The following is a 21,943-nucleotide window of genomic DNA, read 5'->3' as shown; positions in this document are numbered from 1 at the left end:
CTAAATTTTCCCATCCCGACAGTATCAAGGTTTTTCCCGCTTATCCGTGACTTTTTCCCAAGCATAACCTGAGATGAAAGTGACGTGACATAACAAGACAAGAGTTGTTAGGAAGATGAATCAACAAAAACAAGCTTTTTTAGAACAATACAAACACCTCGATGCAATGGTCAAAGCGCAAACCGAACCCATCGCTATTGTGGGTATGGGCTGTCGTTTTCCCGCAGGAGTCAATGATTCCGCAAGTTATTGGCAGTTATTGGTTAATGGCATCGATGCAGTAACAGAAATTCCCCTAGAACGTTGGAATATTGCCGATTATTATCACCAAGATGCCGATGTTCCGGGAAAAATGTATAGTCGGGAAGGGGCATTTTTAGACAAAGTTGACGAATTTGACCCGGCTTTCTTCGGCATCTCACCTCGGGAAGCCGCCGCCATGGATCCGCAACAACGGTTACTGTTAGAAGTCTGTTGGGAGTCCCTAGAAAATGGGGCTATTGCGCCAGAAAGTTTGATTAATAGTCAAACTGGCGTATTTATGGGCATTTTTCGCGATGATTATGCCCAATTATGTTTTCATCAAGGCGTAGTCAATCACATTGATGCTTACAACAGTTTAGGAACCAGTCGCGCTATTGCCGTCGGCAGAATCTCTTATCTATTTGGGTTTCACGGTCCGACTCTGCAAATTGATACGGCCTGTTCTTCCTCCCTCTTGGCAGTACATTTGGCCTGTCAAAGTCTGCGCGGCCAAGAATGCAATCTCGCTTTAGCGGGGGGGGTGAATCTGATGTTAACCCCGGCCACTGCGATTAGTAATTGTAAATTAAAAGCCGTTTCTCCCCAGGGTCGCAGTAAAACCTTTGATGCTTCGGCCGATGGTTATGGTCGCGGCGAAGGTTGCGGTGTCGTGGTCTTAAAACGTCTCAGTGATGCTCTCCGAGATGGCAATCTTATTTTCGCCCAAATTCGCGGTTCGGCTGTCAATCACGATGGAAAAAGTAATGGCTTAACCGCCCCCAATGGTCAGGCACAGGAAGCTTTACTCAGACAAGCCCTCGAAAGAGCGAAAATTCAACCTAAAGATCTGCAATACGTCGAAGTTCACGGTACAGGTACATCTTTAGGAGATCCCATCGAGGTTTTATCCTTAGGGAAAATTTATGGCCAGGGTCATAGCCAAGATAATCCCCTGATTTTGGGAACCGTGAAAACTAATATGGGGCATCTGGAAGGAGCTGCGGGAATTGCGGCGTTAATTAAGACAGTTTTACAGCTACAAAATCAGCAAATAGCCCCTAATCTTCATTTTAAGAACCCTAATCCCTATATTCCCTGGGAAAAACTGCCGGTCAAAATCCCCACCACTCTTACCCCTTGGTTGGTCAGAGAAGGAGTCCGACGGGCTGGAGTGAGCGCTTTTGGGATGAGTGGCACTAACGTCCATTTAATCGTTGAGGAAAGCAATTTTGAGCGGCTTGGTGACGAAAAACCTCATTTAGAACGTCCTTGTCATTTAATTACCCTTTCGGCGAAAAGTGAGCCAGCCTTACGGGAATTAGCTCAACGCTACTACGATTTTTTAGGTCAAAATTCCCAGACGGTCATGGCAAATCTGGCCTATACCGCTAATACTGGGCGATCGCATTTTGAGCATCGTTTAGCTATTCCCTTTCTGGCTCAAAAACAGCTTGAGCAAGCTTTAAAAGACTTTATTAGGGGTGAAAATCGCTTTTCAGGTCAAAAAAGTCTTTTAACCTCGAAAAAAGCCCCTAAACTGGCTTTTATGTGTACGGGACAGGGTTCACAGTATCCCGGAATGGCGAGGGAACTCTACGAAACGCAACCGACTTTTCGCCAAACTTTAGAGAAATGTGACGAAATTTTACGGAGCTATGGGGTGAAATCCTTACTGCAAGTGTTATATGGGGACGAAAAAACCAGTCAGTTGATTAATCAGACTTTTTACAGTCAAATTACCCTATTTTCTCTGGAATATGCCCTCGCCCAACTCTGGTTATCTTGGGGAGTGAAACCCGATGCTCTCATCGGTCATAGTTTAGGGGAATATGTGGCCGCTTGTTTAGCGGGAGTCTTTAGCTTAGAAGACGGTTTGAAGTTAATTGCCCATCGGGGACGCTTAATGCAGACATTACCGAAAAACGGCATAATGGCGGCAATTTTTACCGATTCCGACACCGTGACCAATCATCTCAGGAAGATTAGGGGCATCTGTACCATTGCTGCGGTCAATAGTCGAGAAAATACGGTCATTTCTGGTGAAACTGAGGCTATTAACCATTTAATCGCTAACTTTAATCAGAGAGGCATTGAAAGTCAGACTTTAGCGGTTTCCCATGCTTTCCATTCTCCCTTAATGACGGGTATGGTGGGAGAATTTGCCAAGATTGCCGAAACTATCACCTATAATTCCCCACGTCTTCCCCTTATTTCTAACCTGACTGGGGATGTTATCGATGCAGAGATAGCAACTTCCCAATATTGGGTTAATCATCTACTGTCTCCCGTAGAGTTTGCCCGGGGTATAGAAAGATTAGGAGAGTTAAATACGGAAATATTCCTAGAAATTGGTGCCAAAACCACCTTAATTAGCCTAGGTCAGCAAAATCTCCCCGACCAAGGTCTCTGGTTAGCTAGTTTATCCCCAAAACAGTCGAATTGGGAAACCCTGCTCCAAAGTTTAGCGACCCTTTATGTAAAAGGGGTCAAAATTGACTGGAATGGATTCGACCTGGATTATTTACGCGAAAAAATCCCCTTACCGACCTATCCCTTCCAAAGAAAACGCTATTGGTTAGATTACATTGATTCTCAGCTAAAAACCCCGACAGCGGCAGCTTTCCACCCTCTCCTACAGCAACCGCTGCATCTATTGGGGTCAAAGGATGTCCACTATCAATCCTCTCTTTCTCCCTGCTCTCCGAGCTATCTGCAAGAACATCAAGTTTTTGGCCAGGTAGTTTTCCCAGCCGCGGCCTATCTAGAGATGATTATAGTGGCAGCCGGTCAACAATATCCCAATCAGCAGTTTACTATTGGTCAATTGAGTCTGAATCGACCCTTAATTTTCTCAGACAACCAGAGTAAAAAGGTACAGTTAAGCTTACTAGCGGGGGGACAATTTCAGATTCTCAGTCTTGGGGAAGGGGAAGTTTCCCTACTGCATCTATCCGGTAATTTAACCAATGAAAACCAGGACTTACCCAGCTGCAATTGGACAGATATCCGGAACCGTTGTCACCAAAAAATCGAAATTGCACAGCATTATCAGGACTGTTTAAGTAAAGGAGTGAACTACGGGGAAAGTTTTCGAGTTATCCAGGAACTTTACCGCAATCAGTCCGAAATTGTCGCAAAAATTCAACTTTCTTCCCATCTACTCTCGCAAGCGGTGGATTACCAGCTACATCCTGTCTTACTTGATGGTTGCTTTCACGCTATGTCGGCACTATTTCCCGCAGGGAATAGCACCTATCTTCCCACTAATATTGACCGATTGACCTTTTCGGGAGTTAAGGACACCTCTATATACTGTCATGGTCGCTTCAGCCATAGCAATTTGCAAAACGGCATCTTAATCGCTGATTTGACTATTTTCAGCGAATCGGGTCAATTAATTAGCCAAATTGACGGATTAACTTTTCAACAAGCCCGGCCAGAAACCCTCTTTTCCCAGACCAACGACCTCAAGGATAGTTTATACGAAATTACTTGGCAAGCCACGGACTTGACGGGAATGGATTGGACAGAAACAGGAGATTGGTTAATTTTTGCTGACAAAAAGGGAGTGGGGCAACAATTAGCCGAAAAATTGGCGCAACAAGGGCATAGATGCCAACTTATCACCGAAAACAATCGCCAGACTTGGCAATATTTCCTCAAAAAACCCTATCAAGGTCTAATTTATCTCTGGGGAATCGATGACGACCAAGCTTTAGAAAATAATCAAAACCTAGCCGTCACTCAGGAGCGAATTTGTGGAACTTTGCTGGAAATAGTGCAAGAACTAGGCAAAATAGAGGTTAATTACTCTCCTCGCCTCTATATTGTCACCCAATCGGCTCAATACATTCCTTCTCAGCCCACAGTGATTGCCCTTGCCCAAAGTTCCCTCTGGGGATTAGGACGGACTATTGCCCTAGAACACCCAGAATTGCGCTGTCTGTGTCTAGATGGAGATAAATTTCAGGATAGCCACACCTTAGCCCTAGAGGTGTTCCAATCTTTACAAAGTTCGGAGGAGGAAAATCAAATCGTTTGGCGGCAAGGCCAGAGCTATGTGGCTCGTTTAGGGCGATTTATCCCGAAATCGTCGCTAAAAAACCGAGAAATTGCCGAAAATGCCACCTATCTTATTACTGGTGGTCTAGGGGCCTTAGGGCAGCAAGTGGCTAATTGGTTAAGGAAAAAAGGAGCAAAATCCCTCGTCTTACTGAGTCGCCGGGGAATAACTCCAGAAACCCAACCAATTATAGACCAATGGCGACAAGAGGGAACCAATGTAGAAGTTTTTGCCGCCGACGTTAGCGACTTTGGCCAAATGCGTCGGGCTTTTGAGATAATCGAGCAACAGTTACCCCCCTTAAAAGGCATTATTCACACGGCCGGGGTGTTAGAGGATGCCAGCTTATCCAAACAGACTTGGGAGAAATTTGAGCGCGTCTTTTCCCCCAAAATACTCGGCGCTTGGAATTTGCATCTCCTCAGTCAAGAAGTGGATTTAGACTGGTTTATTAATTTTTCCTCGATGGCCTCGGTGTTAGGGTCTTCTGGACAGAGTAATTATGCTAGTGCTAATGCCTTTTTAGATAGTCTAGCTCATTATCGTCAAGCGCAAGGACTGCCGGCCCTGACTATTAATTGGGGACCCTGGGCAGAGGGTGGTATGGCCGAAAATTTAGGCGAAAAAGCGAAAAAAAGGCTAATTAAACAGGGTTTTACCCCTCTTGATCCCCAAAAATGTTTACATCTCCTCGAAACATTGCTGACGACTTCTCGGACACAGGTAACTGTCGCTTCTCTCAATTGGAATAGCTTTTTTAACAGTTTCGAGAATCAAAAAATTCCGCCTTTATTACGAGATTTCCAAAGTTTTTCAGCCCCAAAATTAACCCCAGACAATAATTTTATTGATGTCTTAAGGACAGTACCAATTGAGGAGCGTTTTGCGGCTTTGACTGCTCATGTTCAAGGGATTGTAGCGGAAATTCTCGCTATTCCGGCTAGAGAATTTACCCAAGTTGACCAAGGTTTTTTTGAGTTGGGGATGGATTCTTTAATGACGGTGGAATTACGCAATCGTTTAGCCAAGGATTTAGGTAAATCTTTGGCGGCAACTATCACTTTTAAATACCCAACAGTGACCAGTTTGGTCGATTATCTGGTAGCTGAAGTTATTGACCTTGACTTTAGTTTAAAACCCTTAGCAATAGGAGCAAATCAAGATAGCAATCTTGATCCCCTCAACGAAGAAGATTTATCCCTAGAAGAATTGTCCGATTTACTGCTACAGGAGTTAAATTCCTTAAGTTAGAAAAGCAGACCTCAAACCCTATCTAAATAACCTGTTTACCATGACACAAACACCTGCCAAAACTGATCAAATGAGCTTAATAAAAGATGCCTTAAATCAAATTAAGGTCTTAAAAACTAAGCTACATACCCTAGAAAAAGCTAAGAATGAACCAATTGCAATTATTGGTATGTCCTGTCGCTTTCCCCAGGGAGCTAATTCACCGGAAACTTTTTGGGAATTATTGCAATCAGGAACCGATGCCATCAGCGAAATTCCGCCGCAACGCTGGAATATTGACAATTATTACGATCCTAAGCCCGATGCAAGGGGAAAAGTCTATACCCGTCACGGTGGCTTCTTAAATCAACCGATAGATCAATTTGACGCTGATTTTTTTGGTCTTTCTCCCCGGGAGGTGGCACAAATGGATCCGCAACAGCGATTACTGCTGGAACTAGCCTGGGAAGCTCTGGAAAATGCGGGAATATCACCCTTAAATCGGCGAGGAAGTCAAACGGGGGTATTTATCGGCATGATGACTCAAGATTACTCCCATTTTAGCCATCATCCCGATCTGATTGATGCCTATACGGGAACGGGAAATGCTAAAAGTGTAGCTTCGGGACGTTTATCCTATCTTTTTGGATTTCATGGCCCAACTTTAACGGTTGATACTGCTTGTGCCTCCTCTTTAGTCGCTGTTCATTTAGCTTGCCAAAGTTTACGCAATAACGAGTGTGAAGTTGCCCTAGCTGGGGGGGTCAACCTAATGTTAACCCCCTTCGTTACTATCATGGAATCCCGCGCCCAGATGTTGTCTCCTGACGGTCGTTGTAAAACCTTTGATAGAACAGCGAATGGCTATGTGCGGGGAGAAGGCGGCGGTATTATAGTTTTAAAGTCTTTATCTGCGGCTATTCGGGATAATAACTTGATTTTAGGACTAATTAAAGGTTCGGCCGTTAACCATGGTGGTACGAGTAGCGGTTTAACAGTTCCCAATCAACTTAGTCAAGAACAATTGATTCGTCAAGCTTTAAAAAATGCTCAGGTAAAGCCAGAGGACATTAGCTATATTGAAGCCCATGGAACTGGCACTTCTTTGGGCGATCCCATTGAATTAGGTGCATTATCGACAGTTTTTGCTAAAAATCCCCAACCTGTTTGGGTTGGTTCCGTCAAAACCAATATCGGCCATCTAGAAGCGGCCGCTGGTATTGCCGGACTGATGAAAGTGATTTTATGCTTGCAACATCGACAAATTGCCCCCCATCTCCACTTCCAGCAACCGACACCCCATCTAGACTGGGAAAATCAGCCGCTGAAAGTTCCGACTAAAAACCGTGAATGGGTTAGTGAAAATTCTGCTCGTTTAGCTGGAGTTAGTTCTTTTGGCTTAAATGGCACTAATGCCCATATTATTCTCGAAGAATACCCTTACGAACCTCAAACGACTGCGGCACCTGATTCATCGCCCTATCTGTTCACCCTCTCAGCCAAGACTGAATCGGCTTTAATCAAACTAGCCCAAAAATACGCAAATTACCTAGAAAATGCGAAAAATGTGGCTTTAAGCTCTATTTGTGCTACTAGCAATCGCAGTCGCTCCCAATTACCCCATCGTTTCACCTGTATTGTCTCTAGTCACTGCCAACTTCAAGAAAAATTAGCCGCTTTCGTTCAAGGTGAACCCAGTTCTTTTCGCCAAAAAAGTGAATTTAATGGCAAAAATCGGGCAAAAATTGCCTTTCTCTTTCCGGGACAGGGTTCTCAATACCCCGGTATGGGAAGGGAACTATACCAATGTTATCCTCTATTTCGTCAAACACTCGATCGCTGTGCTGAGATTCTCCGTCAATATGGGGACTATTGCCTAACGGAGATTATTGACCAAGAAAATCATCTCAATCAAACTTTTTACAGCCAACCTGCCCTATTTGCTCTCGAATACGCCCTTTTTAAACTCTGGGAATCCTGGGGAATTACCCCCCATGGGGTTATGGGTCATAGTTTAGGGGAATATGTGGCCGCCTGTGTTGCTGGAGTCTTTAGTTTAGAAGATGCCTTAAAATTAGTCTTCTATCGGGCTAAATTGATGGATTCTGTGGGAAAAAGTGGTTCAATGGTCGTTATCTCGGCTAGTGAAGCTGAAATTAGTCCTTTAATTGCCCCCTATCAATCTCAGGTCGCTATTGCCGCTATTAATGGTCAGGATAATATTGTCCTGTCTGGTGCTGCAGAGACCATAGAAACCCTGGTAAAACAGCTTCAGGTCAAAAATCTGAAAATTACCCGGTTAAATGTCTCTCAAGCCTTTCATTCCCCTCTGATGGAGGAGATTTTAGACGAGTTCCGACAAATTGCTGAAACTATCACCTATCATCCCCCTCAACGAGCCTTAATTTCTAACCTTAATGGCAAGTTAGTCAATTTTGAGGTCACTACTCCCGATTATTGGTGTCGTCATCTCCGGTGTTCTGTTCGCTTTGCCGATGGGATAAAAACCTTACTGGACAACGGTTATGAGCTATTTGTCGAATGCGGCTCCCATCCCGTTTTATCGGGCATGGGCAGCCTACTGGATAAAAATTATTCTTGTCTTTGGTTGCCCAGTTTGCGTCGTCAAACCTCTGACCGACAACAGATTCTCGAGAGTGTCAGTCAGCTTTATCTGCGGGGATTCGCCCTGAATTGGCAAGAGATAACGGCCAATCAAGACAGTAAACCCTGTATCTTACCGACTTACAGCTTTGAAAGAAGTAGTTATTGGCTAAAAACAGGCGACTTGACCCCAGAAGAAGCGCAATTATTGCCTGAATTGTCGAAATATCTCCTAGAAACACCGCCGCAACCGCCGGAAGTTGTCAAAACCACCACCGCATCATCTTCTGGTCATCTAATTACCCTTGACTCTCTTTTGGCCACACCCGCAGAGAAACAGCTTAAACAACTAGAAACCTACATTATCGGTGTTTTAGAACAGATTACTGGTTTATCCGTGGTCAAGCTACATACCAAGCAACCGCTCTCTAGTTTAGGCTTAGATTCTCTCATGTCCAGTCAATTACGACGTCAACTAGAGGAGGATTTAAAAATTATTGTTCCCGTGGAATACCTAGCGGGATTGAGTATTGAGCAGTTTTTACCGCAAATATTCAACTTAATCACCCAAAATTCCCAAACTGCAACTAGCAATAAAACTCCTCTCCCCTCAAAACAGAAAAAACCAATCAAGACGACTAAAGCCGAAAATATCTCTAATGATCCGAAACTTTGGCTAATTCGCAAACAAGCTAATCCTAACGCCAGCATTCGTCTATTTTGTTTTCCCTACGCCGGTGGGAGTGCCTCCGTATTCCAAAATTGGCTGAATTACTGCCCCAAGCAAGTGGAATTGTGGGCGATTCAACTACCCGGACGCGAAACGCGTCTTCAGGAAACTGCGATTACATCGCTAAAATCCCTGATTAATCGTCTCATTCCGATTCTGACTCCCTATTTAGACCAACCTTATGCTTTTTTTGGTCATAGCATGGGTTCTTTAATCAGTTTTGAATTAACCAGAGAATTAGCTAAAACTCGGCAAAATCTACCCCAACATTTATTTATGTCTGGATTTCGAGCGCCTCAAATTGTCAATCCTGATTTACCCATTCATCGTCTGGGAGATGAGCAATTTTTAACAGCTTTAGGTCATTTTCAAGGAACCCCAGAAACTCTCCTCAAAAATCCCGATTTAATGGCGGCTTTTTTGCCAATTTTACGAGCAGATTTCAAACTCCTAGAGACCTATTCTTATCAACAAGGTCAACCATTAAATTGTCCTATTACCGTTTTTGGAGGCCACAACGATGCCAAGGTTTCTGCCGATCAATTACAACAATGGCAACTGCAAACCAATCAAGATTTTGTCCTGCATACCTTACCGGGAGGACATTTCTTTATCAATCAACATACGGAAAAAATTATGAAAATAATTTGCCAAAGTTTACGAGAGTTTCCTGAACAAATGACTGCCTAATCAACCAATTATTCAAGGGAGAAAAATCATGACTTTAGATTACAAAGAGCAATACTGTATTATTGGGGCTGGTGCCGCAGGATTAGCGGCGGCTAGAGCCTTAAGCAAAGCCAAAATTCCCTTTAATGTTATCGAATCTGCCCAGGATGTTGGGGGTATTTGGATTTATGATCGTCCCGATAGTCCAATGTATAAAAATACACATCTGATTGGTCATAAAACCACACAACCTTTTTCCGATTTTCCCATGCCAAAAGATTACCCAGATTATCCCAATCATCGGTTAGTCTATGAATATCTTCGCAATTATGCCGCTCATTTCAATCTCTATGATTTCATGGAATTTAATCTCAGCGTGGAGAAAGTAAAAAAGGTGGGTAACTTTTGGGATGTCACCCTTAGCAACCAAGAAACCAGACGATACCGAGGGGTTTTAATCGCTAGTGGTTATCATAGTAAACCGAATATTCCTCAATTTTCTGGGCATTTTGACGGGGAAATTATCCATTCAAAAGATTATGATAATCCCGCTCAACTAAATGCTAAAAAAGTCCTAGTAGTTGGAGCGGGACAATCAGCCATGGATTTAGTCGTCGAAGCGGCTATCAATGGCAGTAAAACTTTCCATAGTACCCGCCGTGGCTTTCTCTGTATGCCGAAATTTTTGTTCGGTTTGCCCCCAGAATGGGTGATGATTAACACGCCAATCATGAATCTAATTCCAGCCCAAGAACACATGAAAATGATGGCTTTATTATCACCAATAGCTCTATTCTTACAAGGAGTTAATCTCAAAAAACTCAATATTCCTACAGATTGTAAAAGTAACGGTCTAATTATTCCCAATAGTGACCAACAAATCTATCGTTATTATGTGCATGGAGATGTCACCCATAAGCCTAATATCCAAGAATTAGACGGAAAGAATGTTATTTTTGCCGATGGCAGTACAGAAGAAATTGATCTGATTATCTACGCCACTGGTTACAAAATTGAATTTTCTTTTATTGACAAATCTGATTTAAATTGGCAAGAAGAAACCACCCAGCCTAACCTCTATATGAATGTTTTTCACCCAGAGGAAAATAACCTGTTTGTCATCGGAATGGTTCATCCCACTGGCACCCACTGGCGAGTATTTGAAGAACAAAGTAATTTAGTGGCCGCTTATCTACAAGCTCAGGATAAAAAATCCCGGTTTGTCTATAAATTTGAAAAGCTAAAACGTCAAATTAGCTCCAATTTAAGCACCGACAATAAACACCATAGCGGTACTCACTCCTTAGTGATTGACAAATTAGGTTATATACGCCAAGCCCAAGGATTAGCTCGCCGATTACTGGCTTAAATCTCCCACCATAATTTACCCCCTGAAATCCCTCTCTCTTAACTCCAATGCCCTACATTATTGAGACAGCTACTGGTTTTCCAGAACATTACTATCCCCAAGAGGTTCTAGAAGTCAATATCAGAAATCATTGTGCTAATCTTCTTCAAGATTATTGCCGAGAAAATCATCTCGACTTCCAGGAACAAACCTTTTTTGATTTAGAACAAATTCATCGTTTTTTCAGTAATGTCAAAATTCAAGGGCGATACTTCACTATTCCCCTAGATGAATTCGATGCCGATAATCCTCCCGGAATCGCCCAACCCTTTCGTCAAATGGTCGATCTAACTATGGATTTAGTAACATCGACAGTAACTAATTTGCTCAAAAAAGCCGCTCTTTCTCCCAAAGAAATCTCCCTAGTTACTTCCGTTACTGTTCTTCCTTCCGTTCCCTCCCTAGAAAGTTTACTCCTCAATCGTCTAGATTTTTCCCTCGATATCAAGCGGCAAGCGTTATCCGGTGTCGGCTGTTTGGGAGGCGCCCAAGGATTAGCCAGAGTAAACGATTATCTGCAAGGACATCCCACCGAAGCAGCGATTTTGTTTACCACCGATCCCTCCTCTGGCCTTTGGCAAGGGTCAATTCATAGCGATTTAACGGAATTATTGGGACAATTACCCGAAGATCCGTCTCAATATAGCAATATCATTATGACCCTTGTGGTAGCGGCTTTATTTGGCGATGGAGTCGGCACGGTTCTCTTAGCGGGAGATGAACATCCCTTAGTCAAGCAAGGTAAAGCAAAACTGAAGATTATCGGCACTCAATCGCTGTTAATGCCCCACACAGAGCATTTAATGGCATTACCTTTAACAGACTACGGTTTTCGCCAAATTCTTCGCCCAGAAGTCTCTGATTACGTCAAGGGTGGGGTGAGAAAAGCGGTGACATCTTTACTGGAAAAAACAGGAGTTTCCCTCGAGGAAATTGTCTGTTGGATGGTGCATCCGGGGGGTCCAAAGATTCTCGATGCAATAGTTGAAGAATTTCAGTTAGAACCGGATGTTTTACAGGTTAGTTGGGATATTTTGGCAGAAATTGGCAATATTGCCTCTGCTACTATCCTCTGCATTCTCGATGAAACCCTTTCCCGTCCCCATCCTCCCACGGGTTCCTACGGATTAATAATTTCCATGGGGCCTGGATTTGCTCAAGAAGCCATTTTAGTTCAATTCTAAGGATATTTAAGGATGTTAAGCCAAATAGTTTTCATTGCCCTGATTAGTTACATTATTGTCCAACGAGTGCGCGTTACTCGTCTGAGTAAACAGAATATGGCCAAAGTCTTAGCGGAAGGTGGCAAACTGCATAGTTCTAATTATGTGGGATTCGTCAAGATTTTCCAATCTAGCTGGATGCTTTGCATGATCGGGGAAGTTTATCTGCTCGATCGACCTTTTATTCCAGCATTGGCTTTATTTTCCCTAATTACTACTTTTTTAGCTCAAAAGCTCCGCTATGCCTCCATTGAAGCCTTGGGCGATCGCTGGATTCATCAGGTGGTCACGGTTCCTCAGACACCCGTGATCGACAATGGCATTTATCAATATATCCGTCATCCTAACTGGTGGGCCATGATCACGGAATTAGCGGTGGTTCCCTTGTTTCATACCGCTTATCTGACATCTATAGTCTTTAGTCTCCTGAATGCTTGGTTATTAATCCAACGCATTCCAGCTGAAGAAGAAGCTTTGAGTCAAGACACCAATTATCAAGCAGTTTTCGCCAATACTCCCCGTTTTATTCCTAGTTTTAGCGCAATTTTCTCTCGCAAACAGCAACCGCTTAAAAGTTAATTGCCACGGATAGCAGGGCCGGTTCCCTACGGCCCTTTAATTACCCTTCATACCTGAATTTCAAGGAGAAAAAAAATACTATGGACTCTCTAATTGTTTCCGAAAATATTATTAGCGACAATTTAACTAACGCTCTACAAGAATGGGAAAATTTATTAGGCTCCGAATATGTCAGCACCGATAACAAAAAACGCCTAGAAGCCGAGACCGCTACCTACGAAACCCATGCTAAAATCCCGGCAATTATTCGCCCGGGTAATCGTCAAGAAGTCCAAGAATCTCTAAAAATTGCTAATCGCTATCAAACCCCTGTCTATCCTATTAGTACAGGTAAAAATTGGGGTTATGGTTCGCGAGTTCCTAGCCGCACTGGTTCGGTTTTAATGGATTTGAGTCGATTAAATCAGATTTTGGATTATAATGAAACCCTAGCTTATGTAACTATTGAAGCCGGTGTTACTCAGCGACAACTCTACGATTTTTTGCAAAAAAATGGCAATAAATTATTAATGAGTGTCACCGGTTCGACTCCTGATTCTAGTATTATTGGCAATATTCTCGAACGAGGTGAAGCCAAAGGACCTTTGGGCGATCGCTTTAATCATGTCTGTGGAATGGAAGTAGTTTTGCCCACCGGTGAATGTGTTCATACGGGATTTAATCGCTTTGAAAATTCCCAAATAGGGGCGGTCAATCGTTGGGGAGTCGGTCCTTATTTTGATGGAATTTTTACCCAATCTAACCTGGGAATCGTCACCAAAATGACTTTTTGGTTAACCCCCTATCCTGAATATTTTCAGGCTTTTTTCTATAGCATCGATCAGGAAAATAAATTAGAGTTATTGATCGATAAACTACGTCAACTGAAAATGGCAGGGGTAATTAAAACCACCTTCCACATTAATAATAACTACCGAATGTTGTCTATTCAACAACAATATCCCTGGCAGGAATGCCAAGAAAAAACCCCTTTACCCCCCGATTTATTAGAACAATTAAGTCATCAATGGGGTGGCGGTGTTTGGATAGGAGAAGGTGCTTTATATTCGGCTTCACCAGAACAGGGAAAAGTTGAAAGAAACCTAATTGAAAAAGCCTTGAAAGGAATTGTCAATAAACTTATGTTTTTTGATGAAAATAAGTTCAAAATGGCCAGCAAAATGAGTCCCATTTTTAAAGTATTTACTGGTGTGGAAATTAAGGACAAGGTGGATTTAATTTATCACAAAAATCCCCAACGAGGAATGATTACCGAAAAAGTGCTGAAGATGGCCTATTGGCGCAAAAAAACGCCCCCCACCGATAGGTTGAATTTAGACCTGGATGCCTGTGGCATGATTTGGTGTGTTCCCGCTGTTCCTTTTCTGGGAAATCATCTCAGAAATGCTCTCAATATTATCAGCAGCATCGCTCAAAAATATGGTTATGAACCCAATATCGGCATTAACTGTGTTACCGAGCGCAATATTAACATCAATGCTGCCATTTTTTATGATCGATTGCTAGAAGGCGAAGACCAAAAAGCCTTAAATTGTCACGATGAAATGTTGGCAGAATTGATCAATCAAGGCTATTATCCCTACCGTCTTAGTACCCACTCTATGAATATTTTACCCGCAGCCCAAGACGATTATAGTTGCTTAATCCAGAAAATTAAAGACAGCTTGGATCCCCATCGCATTCTCTCACCCGGTCGCTACGAATTTCTTTAAATAAGCCTAACAATCTACTGCTAACTGCCCATCTCTCCCCCAATTATAATGACTTCTAGCACTTCCAGCAAATGGCAACATCTCCGAATAGATTATCTTCCTTATATCACTGGTTGGTTTGGTAACTTTATCGTTAATAATGCCCTTCTAACCATGCTAATCTATCGCTACGACCCCGGCATTCCCAATGACTATAACTTATCCATTTTATTGCCCTCTGCTTTAGTGGGGATAGCGATAATGATTAGCCGTATTGCTGGGGCTTTTGTGCAGCCAGTAGTCGGTTATTTTTCCGATCGCTTTTGGAGTCCTTGGGGCAAAAGAAGACCATTTATACTGGCCAGTTTAGTCCCTTTAATTGGTGGTTTTATCCTGTTGTTTAATCCCCCTAATAACTTAAATCAAACCACTTACTTCATTTATTTAGTCACCATGCTTTGGGTGTTTTATGTGGGTATGGCATCCTATCATGTTCCCTATTTAGCCTGGTTGCCCACTCTCGCTAAAAGCCCAGAAGGAAGGGTTAAATTATCAACTCAAATCGGAATTTTTGGTTTAGTTGGTGCCACCATTGGTGGGATTATTGCCCCTTGGTTAACTGATAGCTATGGCTTTCAGGGAATGGGTATTGCTATTAGTCTTATTGGGCTAATTACTCTAGCTATGCCCTTGCTAGAAAAAGAAGAATATAGTCCTTCTAAGGGGAAATATCCTAACTTTAAAACCACCTTAACGGCGGCTTTTACCAATCGGACTTTTTGTATCTATATGATCACCATGATCTTGGCGTGGATGGTGATTAGTATTATCTCGGTGATTCCGACTTTTTTAGTAATTGCTCTCCTCAAACGAGAGGTAAGTTTTGCCGCCGTGATTAATACTATTATCGTCGGTAGTGCCTTGGCTGGATTTACCCTAGTTCTACCCTTAGCGCGAAAATATGGCAAAAAACTGGTTTTTCAAGGTTCTTTAATCTGGGTTGGTCTGGGTATGATTGCCATGGCCTGTGGTCGTTTTTGGTGGCAAGATTCTTTGATTCCCTGGTTAATCCTTTCGATCATCGCTAATTTAGCCCTAGCCAGCTTTTTTAGTCTGCCGAATGCCATGTTATCGGACATTATCGATCAAGATGCGGAGCAACAGGGAATGGGACGAGAAGCAATATTTTTTGGAACTAGGGGGCTACTAATTCAATTTAGCCAAGGTGCGGGGTCTTTTCTAACAGGATTAATCCTGTCTTTCGGGAAAACTCCTGATAACCCCTGGGGGGTACAAATTGCCTTTTTGTCCGCCGGTATATTATCCCTAGCAGCGGCTTTTGTCCTACGGCCTTATGCCATCAAAAAATAGTTCTTTCCTCGCTAATCTGTTATTACTCTTGACAAAACCCTACTCATTTGGAACTAGATTATGACTTCCCCCAATCCTGTCACTAAACAGCAAGAAACTGCCATCAAAAAACTGCGATTGCCTTGGCGATTAATTATTACTGGTATCCTAGCGGCCACCTCGGTTTTTGCCTATCCTACCCTGCGTAATGTCCTCTTAGAAGACACCTCTGAATCCACCACCTCAGAAGAAACCGCTTCGTTAGCAATCGATAAGAGCAAGACGGCAGCCTTACCGGTGCGAACCTTAACTTTAAGTCCTGTCACCCATCACCAAGAACCGCGCCGTTATACCGGTAATATTGTGGCTAAACGGACAAGTGAACTAGGATTTGAGCGTTCGGGACAATTAATTAGTTTATTGGTTCAAGAGGGTCAAGAGGTACGCCGAGGTACTTTAATTGCTACTCTGGATACACGCAATTTAGAAGCACAAAAACAAGAACTCATCGCCCAGCGATCGCAAGCCACGGCTAAACTGCAAGAATTACAAGCTGGTTCCAGGAAAGAAAGTATCGCCGCAGCCCAAGCAAAAGTCCGAGATCTCAGGGAACAATTAGCTTTAGCCCAATCTAAATACCAAAGACGGCTAGGATTATATCAAGAAGGGGCAATTACTAGAGAACAACTCGAAGAAGTGCAAACAGATGTTAATGCACAACAAGCGAGAATTGATGAAGCCCAAAGTCAATTAGATGAACTCAAAGCTGGTACTCGTCCCGAATTGATTTCTCTGCAAAAAGCCGTTATTGACCAATTTGATGCCCAACTGAAGAATATTAAATTAGAGATTGAGAAAAGCCAACTTCAAGCCCCCTACGATGGCACTATTGCCCTCCTTCACGTCAATATTGGCACTGTTGTTTCTGCAAGTAATCCGATCGTTCGTTTAGTGGAAAGTAATAAACTGGAAGCGCGCATAGGGGTTCCCATTGACCAGTCCGAAAACTTACCAATTGGGAGTAAACATCGTTTAAAAATTGGTAACAAAATATTAACAGGACAAGTCACTTCAACCTTGCCCCAAATTGATCCAACTACCCGTACCGCCACGGTTATTTTAAGTTTAAATCAGACTCAGGGCCTGATTCCGGGGCAAGTGGTCAGCCTAGAATTATCTCAATCGGTTCCACAATCGGGCTATTGGTTGCCCACAGAAGCTTTAGTACAAGGCACGAGAGGATTATGGTCTTCCTATGTTCTAGGAGAAGCTAATCCCGATAATCCTCGACAATTTACCGTCAAACGCCAAGATTTAGAAGTTCTAGCGATTCAAGGCGATCGCTTGTTGGTGCGCGGGACTCTCACCTCCGGTGATCGGGTGATCGTCGAAGGGGTTCACCGCATCGTACCAGGGCAAATGGTGGAAATTTGGTAGTCAGCGGTCATTAATCAGCTTTATTATCCCTAATAATCTCCAATGAATAACTTATTTGAACGTAAACCTAGATTACTAATTCTGACCTTAATTCTGATTATTGTCTGGGGATTGTCTTCCTTTCAAATTTTGCCGCGCATGGAAGATCCCGAAACAATTAATCGAGGTGCCACCATTACCACCAATTTACCCGGTGCCAGTCCTTATCGGGTCGAATCCCTAGTGACCGAAAAAATTGAACAATCTCTCTCTAGCATCAAAGAAATTAGCCTGATTGAGTCCTCCTCGGAATTAGGGCGTTCCACGGTCAATATTGAACTTAAAGATGAAGTGACTGATGTGGATCCCGTCTGGTCACGCATTCGCGATCGGATTACCGATGTCATCCCGCAACTACCCCCAGAAGCCCAAAGACCCTTATACGAAGAAGGATATAGTAAAGCCTTTAGTTTATTGACTGCCATCCTTTGGGATCTAGATACCGCTCCTAATTACGCTATTTTACGCCGACTTGGCCAAGAACTGTTCGATGAATTAGAAGCCCTTTGGGGAACCGAAAGGGTCGAGTTAGTCGGGGTTCCGGCCGAGGAAATTTTAGTCGAAATCGATCCGGTGAAATTATCCTCTCTGGGCCTAACCGCCGTCGAAGTTGCCCAACAAATTCAAACCAGTGATGCCAAGGTCGCCGCCGGACAACTTCGCAGTAATCGCAATAATTTATTATTGGAGGTCGATACCAGTTTAGAATCACTCTCTCGGATTCGAGCAATTCCGATTCGTTACAGTAATGAGGGACAATTTACCCGTTTAGGAGATATCGCTCTAGTTACCAAGGGAATTCAAGAACCACCACCAGAACTAACCATTATTAACGGTAAACCCGCTATTGTGGTGGCCGCTATGATGGAATCGGGGCAACGCATAGACGAATGGACAGCGGCAGCCCAGGCCAAGTTAGACCTGTTTCGCCCTTCTCTCCCCCAAGGTGTGAGCCTCAAGATAATTTTTGCCCAAAATCGTTATGTGGCTAACCGACTCGATGGATTATTCAGCAACATGATCCTAGGGTTACTCTGTGTCATGGGGACAGCTTTTGTGATGATGGGATGGCAGTCCGCCTTGGTAGTAAGTGTATCCTTGCCTTTATCGATCCTGATGGTCTTTGCCGGTATGAATCTCTGGCAAATTCCCCTACATCAAATGTCGGTGACAGGAATTGTCATTGCTTTGGGACTTTTGATCGATAACGCTATTGTGATTGTCGATGAACTGCAAAAAGGACTACGGACGGGAATAGCTCACCAACATATTGTTGCTGAAACCGTTAAACAGTTAGGGATTCCCCTCTTAGCTTCTACCCTAACCACGATTTTGTCTTTTATGCCGATCGCTCTTTTGCAAGGAGGCACTGGGGAATTCGTGCGTACTATCGCCCAAACAGTGATCTTAGCCTTGGTTAGTTCTCTAATTTTGTCCCTAACGATTATTCCTGTCCTCAGTTTACGTTTATATCAACTGACTCATCGCTCGCACCAGACAAAAACCCATTGGTGGGATACGGGAATTAATTTACCGCTCCTAACGGGTTTGTATCGCCAAATTTTGAAGTTAATTCTCTATTTTCCCGTATTAGGTCTGGTTATTGGCTTGATTATCCCAATTACTGGCTTTGTTGTCGCCGGCACTCTCCCAGAAGAATTCTTTCCCCCGGCAGAACGAGATCAGTTAACCCTAGAAATCGAACTGGCCCCCACCACAACCCTAGAAGTAACTCAGGTAAAAGTGGCTCAAGCTGAAAAAATACTGCTAGATCATCGAGAAATTGGGGAAGTTCACTGGTTTTTAGGGCGTAATGCTCCCCCCTTCTACTATAATCTCTCCGATGGCGTCAAAGACTCTCCTAATTTTGCCCAAGCGTTGATTCAACTTCGGCAAGTTTCTGATGAACCCCAATTGATCGAAACCTTACAAAAACAATTAAGTCAAGCTCTACCGATGGCTAGGGTATTAGTCAGCCCCCTAGAACAGGGTCCACCGGTGGGCGCCCCGATCGAAATTAGGGTTTATGGCTCAGAATTGGAGATGTTAAGGAAAATTGGCGAGTCCTTACGGGAAGAACTGGCAAAAATACCCGAAATAACCTATTCTGTTGCTGATTTAAGTGAAATTCAAGCTAAATTAGCCTTAAAAATTAATGAAGAAAAAGCTCGACTAATTGGTTTGGATAATGCAGCAATCGCAAGTCAATTGGATAACCTTTTAGAAGGTTCTGTGGGTGGCTCGATTTTAGAAGCAACGGAAGAATTACCCGTACGAGTCCGAGTCGCTAATCGCGATCGCGAGCAACTGCCACAAATTGCCTCTTTAAATATTCTCGGTAATTCCGCCACTACTGAACGGGCGAATATTTCCCTTTCCTCCGTGGCAGAATTTGATTTTCTCCCCGAATTAGCCACGATTCCTCGACGAAATGGCAAGCGAATTAATACGGTGAAGGCCTATGTTCAAGCTGATGCGATCGCTGCAACGGTTTTAGACGAATTTCGCCAAAACTTAGAATCGGGCAAATTTTCCCTTCCGGCAGGGTATCGGCTCGAATTTGGCGGAGAGGAAGAAGAAAGAGATACGGCTGTGGCTAATCTAATTGCTAGTGTGGGAGTCTTGGCGATTCTAATGCTATCAACCCTTGTTCTTTCTTTTAACTCCTTCCGTCTTGCTGCCCTAGTTACTGTCGTCGGTATTAGTTCAATTGGACTAGCCTTATTTTCCCTCTGGTTATTTGAATATCCCTTGGGATTCATGTCCATTTTAGGCACTATCGGCTTAGTTGGGGTTTCCGTTAATGACTCTATTGTCGTGGTGGCGGCTTTACAAGCTTTACCGCCCCATCTTCAACGCCAACGCAAGGCAATCCGGGAAGTGGTCATTGCTTCCACCCGTCACATTCTCACCACTACCTTAACCACCGTGACCGGATTTGTGCCATTATTCCTCTACGGCGGCGCTTTTTGGGAACCCCTCGCTATCTGTATTTCCATCGGGGTGGTCGGAACCACCTTAAGCGCACTGGTATTTGTCCCGTCGGGATGGTACTATCTCGCTCAAGCCCAAAAGGTTTCCCCTCTGTCTGTTTCTGAGTAACTTGATTAAATACCACTTTTGTAGAGACGTTGCTAGGCAACGTCTCTATTGATACTAAATCCGTTGAGTATAGGCTACATATCAGGACCGGCAAAAAGCAATAGGCAATAGGCTTCGGCCGTGAGCTCAGCGTTCGACAAAAGCTCACGCCGAGGTCCGAACGGCAAAAGGGGCAATCAATAATCAGTCTTTAATAACCAGATTTAATATGATTTGGGTAAAAATACCCTGAAAGTCATCTCGGCTCTACCGCCCTGATCCGAGAAAGTACGGAGAATTAGCTGAGTTAAATATAATCGAGTTTAAACAATAGATAAGTTTTTTAACAAGAGTAGTGTTAGATACTAATTACCCGATGGACTGGGGTAGAATTGGAAAAACCAGTCCAACTGTTTTAGCCAAGCTACTTAACTATGATGAAAATTAACTTGCTGTTCGCGTTATCTTCTCTTAAAAAATCGACAAAAAACTTTACATAAACTCAAAAGAGAGCCTGATAAATTTCTTATCTAAAAGCTGAGTTAGTTATCGGACAAAGTTTTTAGGTGCTTTTGTTGATTACTTCTTAACCACCATCTTAAAGTAGAAGAAGGGAGATGAAAGTTAATCAGTTACTAAGACTCTACGAACAAGGAGAACGGGATTTTTTAGGCATTGACTTGATGAGTCTAGATCTACAACAAGTGACTCTAATCGCTGTCAATTTTGCTGCGGCCAATTTGCGCGGAACTAATTTGAGCCGCTCTTTTCTGACTAAATCAAATCTGCGGGGAGCGAGTTTGAATTGGGCGAATTTAACCTATGCCAAATTAAGTCAAGCGCAATTAGTGGAAGCGGACTTAACCAAAGCCAATCTCACCGGGGCCTTTATGGTACAGGCTAACCTGCGTAACTCGCGATTAAGTGGGGCGGATCTTTCCCATGCTAATCTCCGGGGGGCGAATTTATGCGGGGCGAATTTATGCGGGGCGAATTTATACTTAGTTAATCTCTTGGAGGCAACCCTAGATAAAGTCAATCTCAATTGGGCCAATTTGCAGGAAGCGCGGTTAAGTGGGGCTAAATGTCGTCAGATTTCCGCAAGGGAAGCCAATTTTAGCAGCTCTTTTCTAAAAGAGGTGAACTTTCAGGGGGCCAATTTAGAAAGGGCTAATTTTAGCGAGGCACGTCTGACCGGTAGTGATTTACGCGGGGCCAATTTAGCGGGTGCTAATCTAGCGGGAGCGCGTTTACAAGAGGTAAATCTACAGGGAGCGGACTTGAGGGGTGCTAACTTGACGGGGACTTGTTTTGAGAGTGTCACTGGTTGGACAGAAATCGTCCAAGAAGATGATATTTTTCCCCTAGACTGGTTTCGGCCTCGTTTTGCTACTTAAAAGTCAATATATAGCGTTTCCTGTTCGCAAGAGGTACATTATCGATGTTGAAAAGCTTAATTAACCCCAGTTCGGGTTAAGCAGCGGGGGGTAAAGCCCATTCCATCTTCAAGGAGGGTTTTTTCGGCTGGTGACAGTAAGCAATCAAACCACAGAGAAGATTAACGCAAAAATTAACAGGGCTGCGGTGGCGGGAATG

At 43.4% G+C, this 21,943-nt stretch carries 10 protein-coding genes and 1 pseudogene; 10 read left to right on the top strand and 1 reads right to left on the bottom strand.

Going from position 1 to position 21,943, the window contains the following annotated elements:
• Positions 1–115 precede the first annotated feature (115 nt).
• The 10 genes from IM475_RS12115 (at position 116) to IM475_RS12070 (ending at position 21,744) form a co-directional block, all read left to right on the top strand.
• Positions 116–5,557, top strand: a complete 5,442-nt coding sequence (locus tag IM475_RS12115; RefSeq protein ID WP_287727715.1) for a type I polyketide synthase — start codon at positions 116–118, stop codon at positions 5,555–5,557.
• A 40-nt stretch (positions 5,558–5,597) separates the two neighbouring features.
• Complete coding sequence (locus IM475_RS12110) at positions 5,598–9,560, top strand: beta-ketoacyl synthase N-terminal-like domain-containing protein (RefSeq protein WP_287727714.1); 3,963 nt, start codon at positions 5,598–5,600, stop codon at positions 9,558–9,560.
• A 28-nt stretch (positions 9,561–9,588) separates the two neighbouring features.
• Positions 9,589–10,908 (top strand): flavin-containing monooxygenase, encoded by a 1,320-nt coding sequence (locus IM475_RS12105; protein WP_287727713.1) that lies wholly within the window; start codon positions 9,589–9,591, stop codon positions 10,906–10,908.
• A gap of 47 nt (positions 10,909–10,955) precedes the next feature.
• Positions 10,956–12,131, top strand: coding sequence for a type III polyketide synthase (locus IM475_RS12100; protein WP_193958744.1), 1,176 nt, complete (start codon positions 10,956–10,958; stop codon positions 12,129–12,131).
• Positions 12,132–12,143: 12 nt separating this feature from the next.
• Positions 12,144–12,749, top strand: coding sequence for an isoprenylcysteine carboxyl methyltransferase family protein (locus tag IM475_RS12095; RefSeq protein ID WP_002731647.1), 606 nt, complete (start codon positions 12,144–12,146; stop codon positions 12,747–12,749).
• An 80-nt stretch (positions 12,750–12,829) separates the two neighbouring features.
• The gene (locus IM475_RS12090) at positions 12,830–14,461 is read left to right on the top strand and encodes an FAD-binding oxidoreductase (RefSeq protein ID WP_287727712.1); all 1,632 of its coding nucleotides are present in this window, start codon (positions 12,830–12,832) and stop codon (positions 14,459–14,461) included.
• Positions 14,462–14,509: 48 nt separating this feature from the next.
• The gene (locus tag IM475_RS12085) at positions 14,510–15,811 is read left to right on the top strand and encodes an MFS transporter (RefSeq protein ID WP_002776862.1); all 1,302 of its coding nucleotides are present in this window, start codon (positions 14,510–14,512) and stop codon (positions 15,809–15,811) included.
• Between the two features lie 60 nt (positions 15,812–15,871).
• Positions 15,872–17,227, top strand: a complete 1,356-nt coding sequence (locus IM475_RS12080) for an efflux RND transporter periplasmic adaptor subunit (protein WP_194013288.1) — start codon at positions 15,872–15,874, stop codon at positions 17,225–17,227.
• Between the two features lie 42 nt (positions 17,228–17,269).
• Complete coding sequence (locus IM475_RS12075; protein WP_287727711.1) at positions 17,270–20,368, top strand: efflux RND transporter permease subunit; 3,099 nt, start codon at positions 17,270–17,272, stop codon at positions 20,366–20,368.
• Positions 20,369–20,964: 596 nt separating this feature from the next.
• Positions 20,965–21,744 carry a pentapeptide repeat-containing protein gene (locus IM475_RS12070; RefSeq protein ID WP_287727710.1) on the top strand — a complete coding sequence of 260 codons (780 nt, stop codon included), beginning with the start codon at positions 20,965–20,967 and terminating at the stop codon, positions 21,742–21,744.
• A 76-nt stretch (positions 21,745–21,820) separates the two neighbouring features.
• Here the strand turns inward: IM475_RS12070 and IM475_RS12065 are convergent.
• A pseudogene (locus IM475_RS12065) lies at positions 21,821–21,943 on the bottom strand (IS982 family transposase); the annotation flags it as partial.

This window comes from Microcystis sp. M061S2 (assembly GCF_020245605.1).
Taxonomy (GTDB): domain Bacteria; phylum Cyanobacteriota; class Cyanobacteriia; order Cyanobacteriales; family Microcystaceae; genus Microcystis.
This window is presented reverse-complemented; position numbering and strand designations above follow the sequence as displayed.